This window comes from Amycolatopsis cihanbeyliensis, assembly GCF_006715045.1.
Taxonomy (GTDB): Bacteria; Actinomycetota; Actinomycetes; order Mycobacteriales; family Pseudonocardiaceae; genus Amycolatopsis; species Amycolatopsis cihanbeyliensis.
Window position 1 is genome coordinate 5,897,342 of the sequence record NZ_VFML01000001.1, and the last position, 20,274, is coordinate 5,917,615.

Genomic DNA, 20,274 nt, shown 5'->3' on the forward strand with positions numbered 1-20,274 from the left:
GACGGCGATACCGGTGTTCACGGCAAATATGTCGTCGCGGCATGGGCGGAAACCTGCGAGACTCCGCACCCACTGGGGGTTCGGCCCGGCGGGTGCCGCCCCCGCCGGGCCGGGCTCGTGCCCACCGGGGTGGGCTCACGCGGAGGTGGGTACGGTGCGGGCGGGCCGCCGCTCGGCGTGCGATCGCGTTCCGCCGTCCGCGGCGAGCTCCCGCCAGATCCGCAGCGCGCGGTCGTAATGCGGGCGGGACCGGTCGGACTGGCCGAGTGCCTCGTGCAACCTGCCGAGCAGCTCGGAGATCTCGGCCTCCGAACGGCGGTCGCCGTTGCGCCGGTGCGCGCTCAGCGAGTTGACCAGCAGCAGCCGCGCATGCGCGAGGTCCCCGCTGTACAGGCACAGCTCGCCGAGGTGCTGGTTGGCGTACCCGACACAGTGGTCGTCCCCGAGCTCGTCGAAGATCGCGATCGCCCGGTCGACGTGCTCCCTGGCCGCGGCGAGGTTGCCCTGCCGCTGCTGCAGCAGGCCCAACCGGTTCAGCGCATGCGCTTCCCGGTGCCGGTCGCCGATCTCCGCGGACAGCTCGTAGGCGCCGAGGAACCACTCCCTCGCTCGCGGGTAGTGCTGCTTCGCCAGCCACACCGTGCCGATCGCCAGCCGGATCGCGGCCTCGCTGTGCCGGTCCCCGGCGCGGGCGCACAGCGCCAGCGCCTGCCGCGAGCGTTCCAGCGCCAGCGTGTTCTCCCCGCGGATCCGCAGTACGGTTCCGATCCCGGAGAGCGCGATGGCCGCGCCGCGGTCGTATCCCGCCCACAGGAAGAGCCGGTACGACTGCTCGAACGCGTCCAGCGCGTCGGCGTAGGCGTCCCGGTACAGGTGGATCTGGCCGAGGTTGCGCAGCATGATGGCGCGTCCGCGCGGGCTGCCGGCGCGCCGCGCGGCTGCCAGCGCGATGACGTGCGTGTGGTGCCAGTCCTCGTGGTGACCACGCAGGTCGAAATACGGCGTGAACGCGGCGGCCAGGCGCCAGGCCAGCTCGTTCAACTCCCACTCCGCGGCCAGTTCCACCGCCGCGACGCCCGCGCGCCGCTCGGCCTCGAACCAGGTGGCCGGGTCGGCGACCAGGCCGGCGGGCGCCGCGGGGCGCCAGCCCCGGGTGTCCTCGCCCGTGGAGAACACCCCGAAGAAATGGATCGGCATCGCCTCCGCGGCATGCAGTGCCAGGGTGAGGTATCCGGTCAACACCCGTTGCACGGCGTCCCGCCGCCCCGCGTGGTCCTCGGCGTCCGCGTGGCCCCCGTTGTGGTCCCCGCTGCCCTCCGCGGCCCGCCCGGCGGCGTAGCAGCGCAGCAGGTCGTGCAGCCGGTACCGGGGCCGTCCGGCGGCATCCGGGCCGACCGGCTCGACCAGGTGGGCGTCCACCAGCGCATCCAGCACGTCCTCGGCCCCTTCCCGGTCCAGCAGGGCCGCCACCACCCAGCCGGGGAACGGAGCCGGGCCGAGCAGGCCGAGCAGGCGGAACGCCCGCGCGGCCTGCTCGGGGAGCAGGTCGTAGCTCAGCGTGACGCTGGCCCGCACGGCGAGATCACCGACCCGCAGCTCGTCCAGCCGGCCGTGCTCGTCGCGTAGCCGATCGGCCAGGGTGCGTAGCGGCCAGCGGGACCGGTGGCGCAGCCGCGCCCCGGCCACCCGGATCGCCAGCGGAAGGTAGTCGCAGAACCGCAGGATGTCCGCCGTGGCCTCCGGCTCTGCCGCGAGCCTGCGCGCGCCGACGAGGCCGGAGAGCAACTCGTTCGCCTCCGTTTCGGGCAGCACCTCCACCTCGGTCGGGTGGGCGCCTTCCAGGTCGGGAAGGCGCAGCCGGCTGGTGACCAGTACCGCGCAGCCGCCCGCGCCGGGCAGTAACGGTCGCACCTGGGCCGAGCTGCCCGCGTCGTCCAGCACGATGCACATCCGCTTGCCGGAGAGCCGGGAGCGCAGCAGCGCGGATCGTTCGGCCAGGTTCGCCGGCATGTTCGCGTCCCGCACGCCGAGGGCGTGCAGCAGCTCGGGTAACACGTCCAGCGGCGAACGCGGGGAGCGCGCGGTGCCGGCCAGGTCGACGTGTAGCTGGCCGTCCGGGAACCGGGCGCGGACCGCGTGCGCGATCCGGACCGCCAGTGCCGACTTGCCGACTCCCGGTGGGCCGGTGAGCACGGCGACGGTCGGCAGCTGCCTGCCGGCGCGCTCGCGGACCAGCCGCAGTAGGTCGGCACGGAGCTCCGTGCGGCCGGTGAAGTCGGGCAGATCCAGCGGAAGCTGGCAGACCGACTCCGGTTGCTCGACGGGCCGGGGAGCATCGAGCAGCCGTTGCCCTGCCGCGCGTAGCTGCGGTCCCGGTGTGGTGCCCAGTTCCTCGAACAGGGTCTGCTCGGCCTGCTCGTAGGCCTGCAGTGCCTCGGCGTGCCGGCCGGCCGCGCCGAGGGCGAGCACGAGTTGCTGCCAGAACTGCTCCCGCAGCGGATGCTCGGTCAGCAGCCCGCGCAGCTCGGCGACCACGTCGTCGTGCCAACCGAGTTCGGTCTTGATCCGCAGGCGCTGCTCGTTCGCCGACAGCCGCAACTCGCCGACCCTGGCCAGGGTGGAACCCCAGACATGGCTGTGCGTGAGATCATCCAGCGGGTCGCCCCGCCACAGCCGGTCGGCGCGATCCAGCAGGTCGAGCGCGGTCCGCGGGTCCTGCTCGGCCAGCGCCTGCCGGGCCGTGGCCACCTGGTTCTCGAACCGCAGGAGGTCGATCTCCTCGGGTTCCGCGGTAAGGAGGTACCCCGCGGAGCGACTCTCGATCCGGTCGGTCGCCGCACCCCCTCCCTCGGCCAGCCGCCTGCGCAGCGAGTGCACGTAGGTACGGATGTTGGCCGCGGCCGAGCGCGGCGCCCGTCCCGGCCACAGCACCTCGACCAGCAGATCGGTCGAGACCGGAGTGCCTGCCTGTAGCAGGAGCGTGGCCAGCAGCATTCGCGGCTTCGGACCACCCAGCGGCAGGGCACGGCCGGCCACGTCGACTTCCAGTGGCCCCAGAACACGAAAAGCAATCGCAGACACATGTACCGCCCGTAACGGCAGGAGTCCGATCATCCGGATCGTATGTCCGCCCGCCAACAATTGCCAGGGTTGGCGGCTATACGGGTGATAATTGGCGTGGATGTCCCCCGGGGGCAATGTTGAATTCGATTCACGTTGTCCGGCTGTGCCGGTGCGGGCGAGACCGGTGGCGCGCTCGTAGGATGTCCGCACGATGACGATCGAGTACAGCGGAGCCGGTGATCCGGCACGGAGCCTGGCGTTGCTGTGGCGTACCCAGGAGCGGGTCAGCCGCAAGGGCAAGCCCGAGCTGAGCGTGGACCGGATCGTGCGTGCGGCCATCCACCTCGCGGATACCGACGGACTGGCCACGCTGTCCATGCGCAGGGTGGCCGACCACCTCGGGGTGGGCACCATGTCGCTCTACACCTACGTGCCGGGCAAGGCCGAGCTGCTGGACGTCATGCTGGACACCGTCTACGGCGAGCTGGACCGCACCGAACGGCCGGGTGAGGGCTGGCGGGCCAGGCTGGAGGCGGCGGCCAGGGCGAACCGCGCGCTCTACCACCGGCATCCGTGGATGCTGCAGGTCGCGACGAGCCGCCCGCTGCTCGGCCCCCAGTTCAGCGCGAAGTACGAGCACGAGCTGCGCGCGGTGGACGGGATCGGCCTGTCCGACCTGGAGATGGACTCGGTGGTCACCCTGGTCAACGGCTTCGTGCACGGCGCCGTCCGCGGTGCGGTGGAGGCGGTGCAGGTACGGCAGCGTTCCGGGATGACCGACGAGCAGTGGTGGCATGCGCACGCACCCTTCCTCAACCGGGTGATGGACCCGGCCCACTTCCCGGTCGGGGCCCGGGTGGGCGCCGCGGCGGGGGAGGAGTACGGCGCGGCGCATGATCCGGAGCACGCCTTCGAGTTCGGCCTGCGCAGGGTGCTCGACGGGATCGAGATGTTCGTCCGGGAACGCGCCGCCGGTGGAACGTAGGCGCTGCTGCGGATGTCGGCGACGCGGTTACCGGTGCTCGGCGCGGTTCGCGGATTCGGGACAGCGCATGGGTACGCCGTGCGGGGCGAGCTGGTCTCCTGGGGAGCCGAGGAATGGGCCGACATCAAGTGGGGCTCGGTCTACCACGCACTCCGGCAGTTGACCAAGGAAGGCCTGCTCACCGCGACCGAGCTGGGCGACCCGACCGGCCGGGTCGACTACGAGTTCACCGAGCAGGGCGCGGTCGAGTTCTTCCACCTGCTCAGGAGGGCGTTGCGCCGGTTCGAGCATCGGCCGGATCTGTGGATGGCCGGGCTCGCCCTGTTGCCCGCGTTGCCCCGCGCGGAGGCGATCGAGCTGCCGCGGCAGCGGGTGAACAACTGGAGCCCGGCCGGGCCGAGATCATCGAGCAGGCCGCGACCTGGCCCGATCCCGGACACGTGGGGGAGCTGTTCGACCTCTGGGTGCATACCGCGAGCAGCGCCGCCGAGTGGACGCGCGGCCTGATCGACCGGCTGCGCGGCGGCGCCTATGTGATGGCGGACAAGGATCCAGCCGGGTTCGGTATGCCGGGTACCTGGCCGCTCCCGGACTCCTGAGCGGCACGGCCGCCGTTCCACCCCGCTCCGGCTCACCTGCGGCGGTTGGAGCTGAGCCTGCTGGCGGCGAACAGGCCGAGGCCGAGCGCGAGCAGGAGCAGGCCCGCGGCGACGGCGGGGCCGATCGAGGCACCCGTATCGGCCAGCCCGGTCGAGGGCCGCGAGGTGATGGTGACCGGGGGAGCGACCGCACTGGTCGATTCGGTCGGCCCGGTGGGTTCTGTCGGCCCCGTCGGCTCTGTCGGTTCCGTCGGTTCGCCGGTGACCGTGGTGGTGGATTCGGTGGTCGTCGTCCCAGTGGTGGTCGTCTCGGTGGTTGTGGGTGCGGTGGTTGTGGTCTCGGTGGTGGTCGTCTCGGTGGTTGTGGGTGCGGTGGTTGTGGTCTCGGTGGTGGTCGTCTCGGTGGTTGTGGTGGTTTCCGTGGTGGGTTCCGGTTGGCCCACGCAGTCCGGCAGGTCACCGTCGAAGGGGTAGGCGTGGAACTCCTGCCCGCCGCCGCCACTGGCCGCCGAGGCGTGGGTGAGCGATCCGGTGCTGAAGAACCGCCCGTTCACGCCGGGCGCGGTCACCGTGGTGTCGCTGTCCGGGTTGCCGACCAGCACGCTGCCCTGGAACTGCGCCGTGCCCGCGATGCTCGCCGTGGTGGCGTCGGGGAAGTTCCACAGTAGCCGCTCGCGCAGGGCGTTCACCGGATCCGCGTCGTCGAGGTCGCCGCTGTAGGTGCTGATCGTCCGGTTCGCGCCCAGCATGTTCACCAGCACGGTGGCGCCATCGGGAATACCCGCGAACGCGATCCCCTGCTGTCCACCGCCGGCGTTCGCGATGTCGAAGTCCACATTGAACACCTGTAGCGCGGAGGTCCCGTCACCGGTGAACAGGGTCTGGTGACCCTGGTTCACCGCGGTCCCGGTCGCCGGGCGCGGCCCCTCCTCGGTCCGCGCGTAGCACTGGCTGGCCTGCCGCAACTGGCCCCGCAGGTCGGTATAGGGCGTAGCGGCCTCCGGGTCGGCGACCACCGTGCCGGTGATGGTGCCCTCGGCCGTACCGGCATGCCGGACGACACCGCCGTCGGCGAGTAACCGCTGGCCCTCGGCCACGGTGACGTTCCCGCCGGTGGTCAGGAAGTCCGCGCCGTCCGGCGGCGGCACCCGGGAGCCGACGCCCGCGATGCCCACGTTGTAGACCGCCGACCCACCCGCGTCCTTGGCCAGCGTGAAGTCACCGAGTACGACCACCCTGCCCTCGGCTTCCGCGGCGCGCCCACCGACCCGGAAGTCGCCGCCGACGAAGAGGTTGATGCCGTTGTCGCGGCCCGCGTAGGAGCCGTTGTTGACCGAGGGATAGGGGTCGGGGCAGTCGCCGGGCACGCACGGACCGAGCCCACCGGGCAGGGTCGCCGCGCTACCCGGCCGTGCACCCGCGCCGAGCACCACGAGTGCCGCCGTCATGGCCAGCACGGAACCGGCCGAAAGAGCGATGAGACCGCGTCTGCCACGCATGGCTACCTCGATGACTCGCTGTGGGCAGTTCAGCCGTGATCGTCATCGAGCGGCGCCGGCCGCGCGCGGTGGGAACAGGGAAATCCCCCGATGGGGTAGGAGCAACTAGTACGCTATCTACTAGCGAGTAAGTCAGGTACCACGGATGGGCGGAGGTCGACCATGGCTCGGACCGGGCAGGCCGGTGATCGCAACACCACCGCGGCACGGTTGCTCACCTCCTCGGCGCGTAACTCCTACGACCCCGACCTGGATGTGGACTGGGCAGCCGCGCTGGTCGAGGACAAGCCGTACATGCCGCTGGAGCGGACGTCGCTCTACGGCACGGCCCTGTGGGACCGGCTGTCCGAGCGGCAGCGGATCGAGCTGTCCAAGCACGAGATCGCCAGCATCATGAGCGTGGGGCTGTGGTTCGAGATCATCCTCATGCAGATGCTCACCCGCTACGCCTACGACCTGGACCCGCGCAGTGAGCACGCGCAGTACGCGCTCACCGAGATCGGCGACGAGACCCGGCATTCGGTGATGTTCGCCCGGACGGCCGAGCGGCTCGGGGTGCCCCGCTACGGCGTGCCACGGCTGGTGCACAACCTCGCCAGGGTGTTCAAGGCCACCGCGAGCGGGCCTTCGATGTTCGCCTGCGTGCTGGTCGCCGAGGAGACCACCGACCGGCTGCAGCGCTCGATGATGGACGACGCCGGTATCCAGCCGCTGATCAGGGCGGTGAACCGGATCCATGTCATCGAGGAGGCGCGGCACGTGCGTTATGCCCGCGAGGAGATCGTCCGCGGCATGCCGAAGCTGAGCAAGGCCGGGTTGCGGCTGCACCGCTGGCGCACCGCGGTGGTGTCCTACGCGGTGGTTGAATGCCTCGTCGACCCCCAGGTCTACGCCAGCGTCGGGATCGCCCCCGCCGAGGGCAGGGCGACGGCCGCCGCCAATCCGCACTTCCACGCGACCCGCGCCTGGATGGGCGAGAAGGTGGTGCCGTTCCTGCGCGAGCAGGGGTTGATCGGCGGGGCGGGCGAGCGGCTGTGGCGCCGCTGCCACCTGCTGTGACCTCTGGCGCGGTGACCTCTGGCCGCCTTCGTTCAGGCCTGCGGCGGCTTCAGCTCCACGATCTCGGCGGTCGCCTCACCCTGCGGCGTCCGGTAGGTGATGGTGTCCCCGGCCTGGTGGTCCACGATCGCCCGGCCCAATGGGCTGTCCAGGGTGAGCACCGAGGCGGAGTCGTCGTCGACGTCCTCCGCGATGGCCACGATCCGCAGGGTGTCCTCGTCACCGTCGTCGAAGCGCAGCGTGACCGTGGTGCCCGGCGGGATCGCGTGTTCCTCCCGGCTCGCGCCGCTGAGCATGTCGACGATCTCGTTGATCCGGCGGTCCATCCACGCGGCGGCCTCCGCGCGTTCCAGCATGTCGGCCTGGTCAGCGCTGTCGCCGACTGATTCCTCGCTCAGTCGCGGTGCGGCCGCGTTGCGCTGTTCGCGCAACTGAGCCAGTTCCTCTTCCAGCCGCGCGCGTGCCGTCGGGCTCAACCCACCTGTGGACGTCATGCGGACATTGTCCACGGGGAACCGGGAGACGGCAGCACAACGTGATCTTGCGTAACCGCCGTATCCGGCTGGTCAGCTGTTCCGTACTGTGCCGGTAGATACCGACCCGACCGAAAGTAGCTGATCTGCGCAGGTCGTCCGGCTGGCCTGGTCGGGCTACTTTCGGTCTCCTCGGTAACCCGCACGGCGTAGTGCGTCGGCGAGCGCGCCGCCACCGGCATCGCCCTGCCCGCCCCGTCCGCCTGAGCCGCGGTCCCGGCGTTGCTGCTGGCCACGACGCTGGCCCTGCTGCCCGCCGCCCCGGTTGCGTTCCGCTCGTTCACCGGACCTGGCCGCCTTGCCACCGACCTCGTCGTCCAGCCGCAGGGTCAGCGAGATGCGCTTGCGCTCGACGTCCACCTCGAGCACCTTGACACGCACCACATCGCCCGGTTTCACCACCTCGCGCGGATCCTTGACGAAGTTCTTGGACATCGCCGACACGTGCACCAGGCCGTCCTGGTGCACCCCGACGTCCACGAACGCCCCGAACGCGGCCACGTTGGTGACCACACCCTCCAGTCGCATACCCGGCTGGAGGTCGGTGACCTTCTCCACCCCCTCGGCGAAGGTGGCGGTCTGGAAGGCGGGCCGGGGGTCGCGGCCGGGTTTCTCCAGCTCCTTCAGGATGTCGGTGACGGTCGGCAGCCCGAAGGTGTCGTCCACGAAGCGCTCGGCGGACAACCCACGCAGCACCCCGGAGTTGCCGATCAGCGACCGCGTGTCGGTGCCCGCGGCGTCCACGATCCGGCGGACCACCGGGTACGCCTCCGGGTGCACGCTGGAGTAGTCCAGCGGGTCCTCGCCGTCGGAGATCCGCAGGAAGCCCGCGCACTGCTCGAATGCCTTCGGGCCGAGCCGCGCCACCTCCTTCAGCGTGGTCCGGGAACGGAACGGGCCATGCGTGTCCCGGTGCAGCACGATGTTCTCGGCGAGCCCGGAGCCGATGCCGGACACCCTGGTCAGCAGCGGGGCGGAGGCGGTGTTCACGTCCACCCCGACCGCGTTCACGCAGTCCTCGACCACCGCGTCGAGCGAGCGGGAGAGCTTGAACTCGGCCACGTCGTGCTGGTACTGGCCGACACCGATGGACTTCGGGTCGATCTTCACCAGCTCGGCGAGCGGGTCCTGTAGCCTGCGGGCGATGGAGACCGCCCCGCGCAGGGACACGTCCAGGCTCGGCAGTTCCTGCGCGGCGTAGGCCGAGGCCGAGTACACCGAGGCACCCGCCTCGGACACCATCATCTTGGTCAGCTTCAGCTCGGGGCGCAGCTTGACCAGGTCACCGGCCAGCTTGTCGGTCTCCCTCGACGCGGTGCCGTTACCGATCGCGATCAGCTCGACCTTGTGCTCCCTGGCCAGCTTCTCCAGTGCGACCAGCGCCTCGTCCCAGCGTGCCTGCGGTTTGTGCGGGTAGATCGTGTCGGTGGCCACCACCTTGCCGGTGTCGTCGATCACCGCCACCTTCACCCCGGTGCGGTAACCGGGGTCCAACCCCATCGTCGGCCGGGTACCCGCCGGCGCGGCGAGCAGCAGGTCGCGCAGGTTGGCCGCGAACACCCGCACGGCTTCGTCCTCGGCCGCCTGCCGCAGCCGCATCCGCAGGTCGATGCCGAGATGCAGCTGGATCTTGGTGCGCCAGGCCCAGCGCACGGTGTCGTTCAGCCACTTGTCCGCCGGGCGCCCCCGGTCGGCGATGCCGAACCGCGCCGCGATGTCCACCTCGTACTCGGTCGGTCCGGCTTCCCGCTCGCCACCCGGCTCCACGGTGAGGTCGAGGACCTCCTCCTTCTCCCCGCGGAACATGGCCAGCACCCGGTGCGAGGGCAGCTCGGTGCAGGGCTGGGCGAAGTCGAAGTAGTCGGCGAACTTCGCTCCCTCGGTCTCCTTGCCCTCGCGAACCTTGGTGGCGAGCCTGCCCTGGACCCACATCTTCTCGCGCAGCTCGCCGATCAGGTCGGCGTCCTCGGCGAACCGCTCGACCAGGATCGCCCGTGCGCCCTCCAGCGCCGCCGCGGCGTCGGCGACGCCCTTCTCGGCGTCCACGAACACGGCCGCGGCGGCCTGCGGGTCGGTGCCCGGGTCGCCGAGCAGCCCGTCCGCCAGCGGTTCCAGCCCCGCCTCCCGCGCGATCTGTGCCTTGGTCCTGCGCTTCGGCTTGTACGGTAGGTAGATGTCCTCCAGCCGGGCCTTGGTCTCGGCGGCCATGATCCGGGCCTCGAGCTCGGTGTCCAGCTTGCCCTGCTCGCGGATCGAGTCGAGGATCGTGTTCCGCCGGTCCTCCAGCTCACGCAGGTAGTTCAGCCGCTCCTCGAGCGTGCGCAGCTGGGTGTCGTCCAGGGTGCCGGTGACCTCCTTGCGGTAGCGCGCGATGAACGGCACGGTCGACCCGCCGTCCAGCAACTCCACCGCGGCCCGCACCTGCCGCTCGCCGACAGCCAGTTCCTCGGCGATCTTGTGATGTATCGACACCGCCACGTTCCGACCCGTTCTCTCGCTGACGTCCGCCCGCATTGTGCATGGCCAAACTACGCGGTCCGACGCCGACCTGTACCCGGTGGGAGCCCGGCGGCGCATACTTGTCCGAATGGACCTGGAAGTCCGGCACCGGCCAGGCGGCGCGATTCTGCGAGGTGGTCACCGAGGTGGTGCCGGGCAGGCTGGCCGACCTGGCGGTGCCGGCACGGTCAGGATTCGGTGGCCTCCTCCCGCGCGGCGGCGAAGGGAGCCCGGTCGAAGATGATACGCAGATGGGTGATCCGCCCGTCGCGGACGGTGAGGCACTCGGCGCCGGGAGCGCTGGCCACCGGCACGGTCTCGGTGCCGTACATCAGCAGCGCGGTCTCCTCGTCGCCGAAGGCGGCGATCAGGCTCGAGCCGGTGAGTATCCGGGTGAACGGGCCCATGAACTCCCGGAAGGCCGCCGCGCCCTCGATCCGTCCGGACGGCGCCTCGCAGACGATGTCCTCGGCGACGTAGGTCATGGCCCGCTCGAAGTCGTGGCCCGTCCAGGCCCGGTGGTAGGCGAGCGCGGTCTCCAGTGCCGGGCTGGGCTTCTCGGTCATGGTGATCTCCTTGTCCTGCCGGTTGTGCTCCTTCACCTGTGTGGACACCGCGGAGCCGCTGAACGGAACGGTGGTGGCGTGAAAGGATGCGGTCTGTGGGCCAGACCGCACTTGACCGCGCGCGGGCGGGGGACGAGCGGGCGTTTCGGGATCTCACCGAGCCGTACCGGGACGAGCTGCGGCTGCACTGCTACCGCATCCTCGGTTCGCTCACCGATGCCGAGGACATGGTGCAGGAGACGTTGATCGCCGCCTGGCGTGGCCTGGAGCGTTTCGAGGGCCGTGCCTCGCTGCGATCCTGGTTGTACCGCATCGCCACCAACCGCTGCCTCAACGCGTTGCGGGCCGCCGGGCGCCGCAGGCCTCCCGAACCGGTGCCCCCGTTCACTCCGCCGGAACCCACCCGCCGCGGCGAGCCGACCTGGTTGCAGCCCTACCCGGACACGCTGCTGGAGCGGGTCGCCGACGGCGCACCGGGACCGGAGGCCCGGTACTCCCTGCGCGAGTCGGTGGAGCTGGCCTTCGTCACCGGCCTGCAGCTCATGCCGCCCCGGCAGGCGGCCACCCTGGTATTGCGGGACGTGCTCGGCTACCCCGCCGCCGAGGTCGCGGTCATGCTGGGGACCACCGAGACGGCGATCAAGGGAACCCTGCAACGAGCCCGCGTGGCGCTGGAGCGACGCCGGTCCGGTGTGGATCGCGAGCGAATCCCGCCGCCGGGATCCGCGCCCGAGCGGGAGCTCACCCGGCGGTTCGCCGAGGCCTTCATCGCGGGCGATGTCGATGGCGTCGTCTCGCTGCTCACCGACGACGCGTGGCTGGCGATGCCACCGGCACCGCACGAGTACCACGGCCCCGCCGCGATCGCGGAGTTCCTGCGCGCCAGCTTCGGTTGGAGCGGGAGGGGCGCGGCCCGCCTGCTGCCCACCAGGGCGAACACGCAGCCCGCGTTCGCCTGCTACCTCGGCGAGCCCACCACCCCGGCCGGGCTGCTCGTGCTCACCCTCGGCCGCGACCGGATCAACGCCATCACCCGCTTCCTGGACAGTGACCTGGCGCGGCACCTTCCCGCCGCGGCGGAACGTCGGTAGGAGTGCCGCCGCCGCGACCAGGTCCGGGACCAGGGTGCCGCCGTAGTACGGCCCGCCACCGAGCGCGAGCAGTACCGCGGCAAGGGTAAGTCACGACGAACGGTTGACGGTGACTTACCGGTGGTCAAGACTTGCCCCTGTGCCTGCCGCCGCGAAGGTGTTGGACGACCTGGGTGACGCGAACCGCCGGCTGATCCTGGAGCACCTGCCGGACGGCCCGCTACCCGTGGGCGCGCTGACCGACCGGTCCGGGTTGGCCGCCGTCCGCGACTACCTCGATCGGTTCTGGACCACCGCACTGGACAACGTCGCCGCGCCGGCCGAAGCCGAAGCAGCCGACCCGCAGCGGGTCGAACCGTGGATCGGGGGCCGGTGGTACGAGCGCGGGGTGGACGGTGCCGAACGCGAGGCCCGGTTCGCCGGGGTGGCCGAGTGACCGGCCCACGACGGCGCGGCGGGGAGGTGCTCGCCCTGGCCGTGGCCGAGCGCACCGACTTCGCCGACTTCCTCGAAACGCTGACCCCGCGGGAGTGGGACGCACCGAGCCTGTGCGAGCGCTGGACCGTCCGGGAGGTGGTCGCGCACGTGGTCAGCTACGACGAGCTGAGCTGGCGCGGTACGGCCAAACGCTTTGCTCGCGGCCGGTTCGCCTCCGGCAGGGTCAACCAACTCGGGGTGGCCGAGTACGCCCGCGACTCGCGCGAGCTGATCGGGCTGCTGCGTGCCCACCGGCGGCCCAGCGGGCTACCGGCCGCGTTCGGCGGCATGATCGCGCTCGTCGACGGCATGATTCACCACCAGGACATTCGCCGTCCGCTCGGCCTGCCCCGCGACATACCCCATGAGCGGCTGCGCACCGCGTTACGGCTGGCGCTCCTCGCTCCGCCGATCCGCGCGTTCGTTCGAGCCCGTGGCCTCACGCTCGTCGCCACCGATCTGGACTGGTCGCGCGGTTCCGGTCCCGAGGTGCGCGGGCGGGGGGAAGCGCTGCTGATGGCGGTCGCCGGACGCGCCGACGCACTCGGCGAACTGTCCGGCCCCGGCCAACCCCTGCTCGCCGAGCGGGTCTGACCCCGGTCAGGCCGGCTCGGCGAGGTGTGCGTTCCAGACAGCGGCGGCCTCCTCGTGCGAGTCCGCCCCGGCGAAGAACGCGTCCGCCAGCGAGTCGTAGTCCGGCTCGCCGACACCGGCGACCTCGAGGAACGCCGGGCGGTACACGGCGAAGGCGGTCGAGCCGGTCCGCGGGCAGTACGGCACGGCCAGCCGGATCGACCCCAGCCCGTACCTGACCGCGTCGACGATCAACGCGTCGGTCCGCCCGGTATCCAGGTTGAGGTAGGCGTCCGCGACGAGCACCGCGCGAACGGCATCGCGTTCGTTGGTGTCCAACACTTCCTGGGCGGCCCGCGCGGACTCCCCGACATCGTCGAGGAGGAACCGGTCCATGCCGCGCTCACCATCGGGCTGCTCGTAGGCGAGCATCGGGATCAACGTCTCGCCCTCGGACACGCACCAGATGCCGTGCGCCGCCCAAAAACCTGCCAACTCCGCAGTCTCGATCATACGCGCCAGGATGTCAGCCGTATCTCGCCGCCGTGCCGAGTTCGCGAAATCCGGTGGGCGCACCCCGCGTACCGTTCCGGTGCTACGGTCACTTCACCGGGCGGAGCCGGCGGCGAGGGCAGGGGAGTTCATGAGGATTGTACTGCCCGGGGGCACCGGGCACATCGGCGAGTTCCTGAGCCGGGTGCTGGCCGAGTCCGGTCATGACGTGGTGGTGTTGAGCCGTCGAGACGACCTCGCGCTGGGTCCCGGCGTCCGCTGCGTCCGCTGGGACGGCCGCACCCCGGGGGCCTGGGTCGCGGAGCTGGACGGCTGCGACGCGGTGATCAACCTGGCCGGCCGCACGGTGAGCTGCCGCTACACCCCGAGGAACCTGCGGGCGATGATGAACTCGCGGGTGGACTCCACCCGCGCCGTGGGCGCGGCGATCGAGCGGGCGGCCGACCCGCCGCGGGTGTGGTTGCAGATGAGCACGGCCACGATCTACGCGCATCGCTTCGACGCCGCCAACGACGAGGCGACCGGCATCATCGGCGGCACGGAGACCGATGTTCCGGGGTACTGGGCGTTCAGCGTGGACATCGCCAGGGCGTGGGAACGGGCGCAACAGCAGGCGGACACGCCGCATACCCGCAAGGTCGCGCTCCGCACGGCCATGGTGATGAGCCCCGGTCGCGGCGGGGTCTTCGACATGCTGCTCCGGATGGTCCGGCTCGGCCTCGGCGGCTCGGTGGCCGGGGGCGAGCAGTTCGTCTCCTGGATCCACGATCGGGACCTGCTGCGCGCGGTCGAGTTCCTGCTGGACCGCGACGACCTGCACGGTCCGGTCAACCTGGCCGCGCCGAACCCCCTGCCACACCGCGAGTTCATGCGTGCGCTCCGCGCCGCGCGCGGCATACCGTTCGGCCTGCCCGCGACCGCGTGGATGGCCGAGATCGGGGCATTCGCCCTACGCTCCGACACCGAACTGCTGCTCAAGAGCCGCCGGGTCGCCCCTGGGGTGCTGCTGGACGCGGGCTTCGCCTTCGACCACCCGCACTGGCCGGACGCGGCGCAGGACCTGGTGTGCCGGACCCGGTACGGCGCGAGCGTCCCGTCCGGCAGGGCGTAGAGCGGGAGCGCGCCGGGCCCGTCGCCGCCCGAAAAGGTCCATCACCCCGGCGGGCGGTACCGGTGCGTCGTTGATCAGACAGACCAGGCATCCGGTAGACGGGTCAGCGACCAAGAAAACGAACGGGGCCTGCGGCCGCGCTGGCCATGTGGACAGAATGCGCCGGTGGAACCACCAATTGCGGAAAGACGGCCAACCGCCATGCCGCGTGCAGTATGGTGTACGTCCATCAATTCCACAGGCAATCCAAGATCAAAATGCGCGGGGTGCCATGAGTAATGACAACAGTTACAACAGGTACGAACCCGATGGTTACCGGTACGAACGTGATGGCTTGACGGAGGCAAGGAATCACTTCGCTTCCGGAGCCACTAGCCTGGACGAAGCGATATCGGGTGAACTGACCGCCGCCGATGCCGGTGCATCGTCGGTGGTCGTGGCGGACGCCCTGGTCCGGGTGCGTATGGCCGGTATCCTGCTCGCCCACGCCATGGATGACATCGCAACGAAGATCGATGCCGCCCAGGGCGCATACGACGAGATCGAGAACACCGCCGAAGGCGCCGTCCGCTACGTGGAGTGGGGACGAGAGTACATGGAAGGCACCCGAAATGTTGGTGTCGATCTACCTCCGCTGGAATCGCCGTGAACGCCAGCATCCCGGCGAAACTCGACGAACGACGGGAGAAACGCGATGCCACGACCGCTCAGCACCAAGGTTAATGGCAGCTCGACGTCGTGCCGTATCGCCGCGGAACGGCTGGACACCTGGGAACGTCTCGGCCAGGACGCCGGCGATCAGGCGGGGCGAGGCATCAATCTCGCCGAGTCGTCATGGGATGGCCCGGCGTTCGAGGCGTTTCGGGACGCCATCGCCGGTCTCGTGCCGGGTAGTGACGACCTGGCGCACAGCGCACGCCTTTACGCGAACGCGCTGCGCGACTTCTCGTCCTCGCTGGACGCCGTCAAGGACCGTGTCCAGGTCGCGATCGACAAGGCGGTCCGTGGCGGTTTGGAAGTAACCGACGAATCGATTCTTCCACCCGTGCCGACCGGCTGGGCCCGGATCGGCCTGCCTTCATCCGGTGACATTACGAAGGCCGCCCAACAAGGGTCACTCGGACTGGAATTCGAGCTCCGGAATGTCAGCCTGAACATCGACCAGTTGACCGAGCGGGAAGAGTACCGGTCCGCCGTCGACGAGCACAACAGAAAGGTCGACGTCTTCAACGAGTGCAAGGCTGTCCTCTGCGAGGCACGCAGGATGGAGGAGGAGTCACATAGTGATCTCCACCGCGTTCTCGTGCCGCAGGGGCAGGACGAGTTCACCGAGGTAACCCCCGAGGAAGGGGCGCAGCACGCCACCGGGTCCTCACTCAACGTCGCCACCGAACTCAGCGAGCACCACAAGGCCGCGTGGGCCAGGGCGGGCGCGGCGTTCACCGTAGGCACGGAGATCGCCAAGGCCGCCGCCGGCGAGCAGCCGTGGACCGTGGCGGCGGCACGATCGGGCGGTACGCTCACGGCCGGCGCCGTCATATCGAGAATCCTTTACGCGGTTCCCCATGCCAAGCCGATCCAGATCGGCAAAGGGCTGGTCACCTTCCTGGCCGGATTGGCAGGTGGGCATCTCGGAGAACATGTAGCGGACTTCTTCTTGGCGGAGCGAAAGGAATGCTGCGACGAACCGCCGATGTCCAGGCTTCCCTACGGGGGGTTCGACTAGTCGGTCGACCTGGTCGCCGCGTACAGCAGCATGTCCACCCGGTTGCCGCCGATCTCCTGGTGGCTACGTAGCAGCCCTTCGCGCTCGTACCCGGCGAACTCGGCGGTGCGCACCGAGCCCAGGTTCCACGGCTCGATGTAGAGCTCCACCCGGTGCAGCCCCGGGACGGACCAGGCGAACCGGGTCAGCGCGGTGAGTGCCCGGCCCGCGACCCCGTGTCCCCGGCCGCGCGGTGCGACGGCGTATCCCGCGCTCGCCCTTCCCGCGGCGAGGGAAGCGAGATGCAGGCCGATCACGCCCAGCGCCGCGTCGGTGCGCCGGTCCGCGATGCAGAAGGAGTACCCGGCCCCGGTGCCGAGCCGCTCATGCTGCCGCTCGATGTAGGCAAGCGCCTGCTCGCGGTCGGCGTTGCCGGGCAACGAGCCGATCTGCGGCAGGTACGGATCGGTGGACAGGTCCAGCACCATGCTCACATCGCTGCTTGTCAAGGCGCGCAGCCGCACCTCCCCGAACGCCGGGGCGGCGGAGGGCCAGGCGAGGTCGCTGTTCGTCATCGTGCTGAGCCTGCCTGCAACGCGCTGTCCCGCCAACGGATTACCCGGCGGGCGGCTCGACGTGGCGGGCCGAGCCGCTGGTCGACGGGTGGGGCATCATCACGGGCATGACGGCCAACGAATCGCAACCAGCAGCCGATGTGAAGCCGCGTAGCCGCGAGGTCACCGACGGTGTGGAGCGCGCCGCGGCCAGGGGCATGCTCCGCGCGGTGGGCATGGGCGACGAGGACTTCGCCAAGCCGCAGATCGGCATCGCCTCCTCGTGGAACGAGATCACCCCCTGCAACCTGTCCTTGCAGCGGCTCGCCGAGGCCGGCAAGCAGGGCGTGCACGGCGCGGGTGGCTACCCGATGGAGTTCGGCACGATCTCGGTCTCCGACGGGATCTCGATGGGGCACGAGGGTATGCATTTCTCCCTCGTCTCCCGCGAGGTGATCGCCGACTCGGTGGAGACGGTGATGGAGGCCGAGCGGATGGACGGCACGGTGCTGCTGGCCGGCTGTGACAAGAGCCTGCCCGGGATGCTGATGGCCGCCGCCCGCCTGGACGTGGCCGCCGTCTTCCTCTACGCGGGCTCGATCCTGCCCGGCACGGTGGACGGCCGCGAGGTCACCATCATCGACGCGTTCGAGGCGGTCGGGGCCTGCGCGCGGGGGCTGATCTCGCGGGACGAGGTGGACCGGATCGAGCGGGCGATCTGCCCCGGCGAGGGCGCCTGCGGCGGGATGTACACCGCGAACACCATGGCCTGCGCGGCCGAGGCACTCGGCATGTCGCTGCCGGGGTCGGCCAGCCCGCCCTCGGTGGACCGGCGGCGGGACCGGTTCGCCCGCTCCAGCGGCGAGGCCGTGGTCGAGATGCTGCGGCACGGGCTCACCGCACGCTCCATCCTCACCAAGGAGGCCTTCGAGAACGCGATCGCCGTGGTGATGGCGCTCGGCGGCTCCACCAACGCGGTGCTGCACCTGCTGGCGATCGCGCACGAGGCCGAGGTGGACCTGACCCTGGACGACTTCACCCGGATCGGTGACCGGGTGCCGCATCTTGCCGACGTCAAGCCGTTCGGTAAGCACGTGATGACCGCCGTGGACCGGGTCGGGGGCGTACCGGTGGTGATGAAGGCCCTGCTGGACGCCGGGTTGCTGCACGGCGACTGCGTCACGGTCACCGGGCGCACGGTGGCCGAGAACCTGGCCGAGCTGGCACCCCCGGAGCTGGACGGTTCGGTGCTGCGCAGGCTCGCCGACCCGATCCACCCCACCGGCGGCCTGACCATCCTGCACGGCACCCTCGCGCCCGAGGGCGCGGTGGTGAAGAGCGCCGGGTTCGACTCCGCCCGGTTCGAGGGCACCGCGCGGGTCTTCGACGGGGAGCAGGCGGCGATGGATGCCCTCGGCGAGCTGAAGGCGGGGGACGTGGTGGTGATCCGCTACGAGGGACCCCGCGGCGGCCCCGGCATGCGGGAGATGCTCGCGGTCACCGGTGCGATCAAGGGCGCCGGGCTCGGCAAGGACGTGCTGCTGCTCACCGACGGGCGCTTCTCCGGCGGCACGACCGGCCTGTGCATCGGGCACGTGGCACCGGAGGCCGCGCACGGCGGTCCGATCGCGTTCGTCCGGGACGGCGACCCGATCGTGCTCGATATGACCACCCGCACGCTCGACCTGCGGATCGACGAGGCGGAGCTGGCCCGGCGAAGCGAGGGCTGGCAGTTGCCGAAGGTCCCACGGACCACCGGCGTGCTGAGCAAGTACGCCAAGCTGGTCGGCTCGGCGGCGCAGGGGGCGGTGTGCTCGTGAACTCCCCGAACGGTTCGGCCGCGCGGGCGGCGGAGCAGCTCTGGGCCGCCTGGCGGGATGGGCATCTGCTGGACGCCGTGGCCGCTGCCGACCGGCCCGCCGACCTCGCCGAGGGCATGGCGGTGCAGCGGGCGGTGGAAGCGCTCGCCGGACCCGGCTACGGGTGGAAGATCGCGGCCACCGGCCCCGGCGGGCGGGCCTTCCTCGGGGTGGACGGTCCGCTGCCCGGCAGGCTGCTGGAACGGTTCCAGCACGAGAACGGGGACACGGTTCCGGCGGACACCCTGCACATGGGGGTGGCGGAGGCCGAGTTCGCGTTCGTGCTCGGCGCGGACCTGGACCCCGCCGCGCCGCATTCGGTCGCCGACGTGCTCGCCGCGGTGAGCGCCATGCACCTGGTGATCGAGCTGCCGGACTCGCGGTACGAGCGGTTCGATCGGGTGGGTGGGCCGCAGCTCATCGCCGACGCCGCCTGCGCGGGCCGCATGGTCATCGGGCCGGAGGTACCGGGCTGGGCCGAAGTGGACCTGGTGCGACACCCCGTCTCGCTGCGGGTCGGCTCGGTGACCGAGCAGGGCAGCGGTGAGCTGGTGCTCGGCGATCCGCGCGAGGCACTGCACTGGCTGGCCACCGAACTACCCCGGCTCGGCACGCACCTGCGCGCGGGCGAGCTGGTCGCGACCGGCACCGCGACCAAGCCGCTGCCGATCCGGCGCGGCGACGAGGTGGTGGCCGACTTCGGCGAGCTCGGCACGGTGGGCGTACACATCGCGGCGTGATCACGCTCCGGAAGGCTGCTCCTCCATCTCGGCGAGGATCCGCGACCACTGCTCGCCCATGGCCGTGTTGAACTGCGCCAAATTGTCCACGTTCCAGCGGCGACGCTCCGGCGTCATGCTCGCCAGGTACTCGCGGACGCGCTGCTCCTCGTCGAGCTGGTTGCCCTGGTCCGCGGCGGCCTTCGGCGGGGGCGGGCCGCCGCGGAGCCGGCAGGCCTCACACACCGTGCGCTCCTCGGGCTTGAGATAGATCTGCTGGTCGCAGCCGTCCGTCTCGCAGGCGGGAAAGGTGGTAGCCGTCACGGTGAGCCATCGTGCCAGGCCGCACCGCGATGCGAGCGAAACGGCACGCCGTGGCCGAGCACACTGCCATCCTGCATGCGTTTAATGTACCAAGTGGTACATTCGGGTCGTGAGGTTCGAGGTGTCCCGGCGGGTCGATGCCGGCCCGGCCGCGGTCTGGGCGGCGCTGACCGACGTCGAGCAGTGGCCGAAATGGACCGACTCGATGACCTCCGTGCGGCTGCTCGGGGAAGGACCGCTGCGGGCCGGTAGCCGGGCCGTGGTCAAGCAGCCCGGCCTGCTCGCACAGGTGTGGCAAGTCATCGAGTTCACCGAGGGGCGCGAGTTCACGTGGGTCGCCCGTGGCCCGGGGGCGACGACCACGGGTAGCCACGTGCTGGTGCCCGAGGGGGACGGCGCGGTCACCGTGCTGCTCGGCCTCGAACAGCGCGGGCCGTTCGGCGCGCTGATCGGGCTGTTGCTGGGCAGGGTGACCCGCCGCTACCTCACGATGGAGGCGGAGGGCCTCAAACGCGCGGCGGAAGACGCGCTGTACTAAGTGTTTT

The 20,274-nt window shown here is 70.8% G+C and carries 20 protein-coding genes; 12 read left to right on the top strand and 8 right to left on the bottom strand.

All coding sequences use genetic code 11. The features are described 5' to 3' along the window. Nucleotides 1–135: 135 nt before the first annotated feature. Nucleotides 136–3,036, bottom strand: a complete 2,901-nt coding sequence (locus FB471_RS26935; protein ID WP_170220948.1) for an AfsR/SARP family transcriptional regulator — start codon at nucleotides 3,034–3,036, stop codon at nucleotides 136–138. Between the two features lie 238 nt (nucleotides 3,037–3,274). On the opposite strand from FB471_RS26935, the gene FB471_RS26940 reads away from it, so the two are divergent. Together FB471_RS26940 and FB471_RS26945 are read left to right on the top strand one after the other, a co-directional pair. Continuing rightward, the gene (locus FB471_RS26940) at nucleotides 3,275–4,048 is read left to right on the top strand and encodes a TetR/AcrR family transcriptional regulator (protein WP_142001112.1); all 774 of its coding nucleotides are present in this window, start codon (nucleotides 3,275–3,277) and stop codon (nucleotides 4,046–4,048) included. A gap of 12 nt (nucleotides 4,049–4,060) precedes the next feature. Then, the gene (locus tag FB471_RS26945) at nucleotides 4,061–4,555 is read left to right on the top strand and encodes a PadR family transcriptional regulator (RefSeq protein WP_246076612.1); all 495 of its coding nucleotides are present in this window, start codon (nucleotides 4,061–4,063) and stop codon (nucleotides 4,553–4,555) included. Nucleotides 4,556–4,679: 124 nt separating this feature from the next. On the opposite strand, the gene FB471_RS26950 is transcribed toward FB471_RS26945, so the two are convergent. Continuing rightward, on the bottom strand, nucleotides 4,680–6,095 hold the full coding sequence (locus FB471_RS26950) for a choice-of-anchor A family protein (protein ID WP_211358154.1): 1,416 nt from the start codon (nucleotides 6,093–6,095) through the stop codon (nucleotides 4,680–4,682). Between the two features lie 213 nt (nucleotides 6,096–6,308). Between FB471_RS26950 and FB471_RS26955 the strand changes: the two genes are divergently transcribed. Next, nucleotides 6,309–7,205, top strand: a complete 897-nt coding sequence (locus FB471_RS26955) for an AurF N-oxygenase family protein (RefSeq protein ID WP_142001114.1) — start codon at nucleotides 6,309–6,311, stop codon at nucleotides 7,203–7,205. 32 nt (nucleotides 7,206–7,237) lie between these two features. On the opposite strand, the gene FB471_RS26960 is transcribed toward FB471_RS26955, so the two are convergent. The 3 genes from FB471_RS26960 to FB471_RS26970 all read right to left on the bottom strand — a co-directional run bounded on the left by FB471_RS26960 (nucleotide 7,238) and on the right by FB471_RS26970 (nucleotide 10,851). Continuing rightward, the gene (locus FB471_RS26960; RefSeq protein ID WP_142001115.1) at nucleotides 7,238–7,699 is read right to left on the bottom strand and encodes a GreA/GreB family elongation factor; all 462 of its coding nucleotides are present in this window, start codon (nucleotides 7,697–7,699) and stop codon (nucleotides 7,238–7,240) included. Nucleotides 7,700–7,855: 156 nt separating this feature from the next. Further along, nucleotides 7,856–10,216 (bottom strand): Tex family protein, encoded by a 2,361-nt coding sequence (locus tag FB471_RS26965; RefSeq protein WP_142001116.1) that lies wholly within the window; start codon nucleotides 10,214–10,216, stop codon nucleotides 7,856–7,858. A gap of 209 nt (nucleotides 10,217–10,425) precedes the next feature. After that, nucleotides 10,426–10,851, bottom strand: a complete 426-nt coding sequence (locus FB471_RS26970; RefSeq protein ID WP_246076613.1) for a nuclear transport factor 2 family protein — start codon at nucleotides 10,849–10,851, stop codon at nucleotides 10,426–10,428. 47 nt (nucleotides 10,852–10,898) lie between these two features. Here FB471_RS26970 and FB471_RS26975 point away from each other — a divergent pair, with 47 nt between their 5' ends. The 3 genes from FB471_RS26975 (at nucleotide 10,899) to FB471_RS26985 (ending at nucleotide 12,965) form a co-directional block, all read left to right on the top strand. Next, nucleotides 10,899–11,894 carry an RNA polymerase subunit sigma-70 gene (locus FB471_RS26975; RefSeq protein WP_246076614.1) on the top strand — a complete coding sequence of 332 codons (996 nt, stop codon included), beginning with the start codon at nucleotides 10,899–10,901 and terminating at the stop codon, nucleotides 11,892–11,894. Between the two features lie 139 nt (nucleotides 11,895–12,033). Then, nucleotides 12,034–12,330, top strand: a complete 297-nt coding sequence (locus FB471_RS26980; protein ID WP_211358156.1) for a hypothetical protein — start codon at nucleotides 12,034–12,036, stop codon at nucleotides 12,328–12,330. Then, nucleotides 12,327–12,965: a maleylpyruvate isomerase family mycothiol-dependent enzyme gene (locus tag FB471_RS26985; RefSeq protein ID WP_142001118.1), complete on the top strand. Its 639-nt coding sequence runs from the start codon at nucleotides 12,327–12,329 to the stop codon at nucleotides 12,963–12,965. The genes FB471_RS26980 and FB471_RS26985 overlap by 4 nt, the downstream gene beginning before the upstream one ends. A 6-nt stretch (nucleotides 12,966–12,971) precedes the next feature. Here the strand turns inward: FB471_RS26985 and FB471_RS26990 are convergent, their stop codons facing one another. Continuing rightward, the gene (locus tag FB471_RS26990) at nucleotides 12,972–13,457 is read right to left on the bottom strand and encodes a hypothetical protein (protein WP_142001119.1); all 486 of its coding nucleotides are present in this window, start codon (nucleotides 13,455–13,457) and stop codon (nucleotides 12,972–12,974) included. A gap of 130 nt (nucleotides 13,458–13,587) precedes the next feature. Between FB471_RS26990 and FB471_RS26995 the strand changes: the two genes are divergently transcribed. The 3 genes from FB471_RS26995 (at nucleotide 13,588) to FB471_RS27005 (ending at nucleotide 16,294) form a co-directional block, all read left to right on the top strand. Next, complete coding sequence (locus FB471_RS26995) at nucleotides 13,588–14,568, top strand: TIGR01777 family oxidoreductase (protein WP_142001120.1); 981 nt, start codon at nucleotides 13,588–13,590, stop codon at nucleotides 14,566–14,568. Between the two features lie 271 nt (nucleotides 14,569–14,839). Continuing rightward, complete coding sequence (locus tag FB471_RS27000) at nucleotides 14,840–15,217, top strand: hypothetical protein (protein WP_142001121.1); 378 nt, start codon at nucleotides 14,840–14,842, stop codon at nucleotides 15,215–15,217. A 45-nt stretch (nucleotides 15,218–15,262) separates the two neighbouring features. Next, nucleotides 15,263–16,294, top strand: coding sequence for a hypothetical protein (locus FB471_RS27005; RefSeq protein ID WP_142001122.1), 1,032 nt, complete (start codon nucleotides 15,263–15,265; stop codon nucleotides 16,292–16,294). Here FB471_RS27005 and FB471_RS27010 read toward each other — a convergent pair. Then, nucleotides 16,291–16,848 carry a GNAT family N-acetyltransferase gene (locus tag FB471_RS27010; protein WP_142001123.1) on the bottom strand — a complete coding sequence of 186 codons (558 nt, stop codon included), beginning with the start codon at nucleotides 16,846–16,848 and terminating at the stop codon, nucleotides 16,291–16,293. The two genes, FB471_RS27005 and FB471_RS27010, sit on opposite strands and share 4 nt — an antisense overlap. Before the next feature lie 107 nt (nucleotides 16,849–16,955). On the opposite strand from FB471_RS27010, the gene ilvD reads away from it, so the two are divergent. Next, nucleotides 16,956–18,647: a dihydroxy-acid dehydratase gene (gene ilvD / locus FB471_RS27015; protein WP_142001124.1), complete on the top strand. Its 1,692-nt coding sequence runs from the start codon at nucleotides 16,956–16,958 to the stop codon at nucleotides 18,645–18,647. Then, nucleotides 18,644–19,426 (top strand): 2-keto-4-pentenoate hydratase, encoded by a 783-nt coding sequence (locus FB471_RS27020; RefSeq protein WP_142001125.1) that lies wholly within the window; start codon nucleotides 18,644–18,646, stop codon nucleotides 19,424–19,426. Before ilvD ends, FB471_RS27020 begins: the two co-directional genes overlap by 4 nt. Here the strand turns inward: FB471_RS27020 and FB471_RS27025 are convergent, their stop codons facing one another. Next, complete coding sequence (locus FB471_RS27025) at nucleotides 19,427–19,729, bottom strand: hypothetical protein (RefSeq protein ID WP_142001126.1); 303 nt, start codon at nucleotides 19,727–19,729, stop codon at nucleotides 19,427–19,429. A gap of 109 nt (nucleotides 19,730–19,838) precedes the next feature. On the opposite strand from FB471_RS27025, the gene FB471_RS27030 reads away from it, so the two are divergent. Then, the gene (locus FB471_RS27030) at nucleotides 19,839–20,267 is read left to right on the top strand and encodes an SRPBCC family protein (RefSeq protein WP_142001127.1); all 429 of its coding nucleotides are present in this window, start codon (nucleotides 19,839–19,841) and stop codon (nucleotides 20,265–20,267) included. The last annotated feature ends 7 nt before the right edge of the window (nucleotides 20,268–20,274 follow it).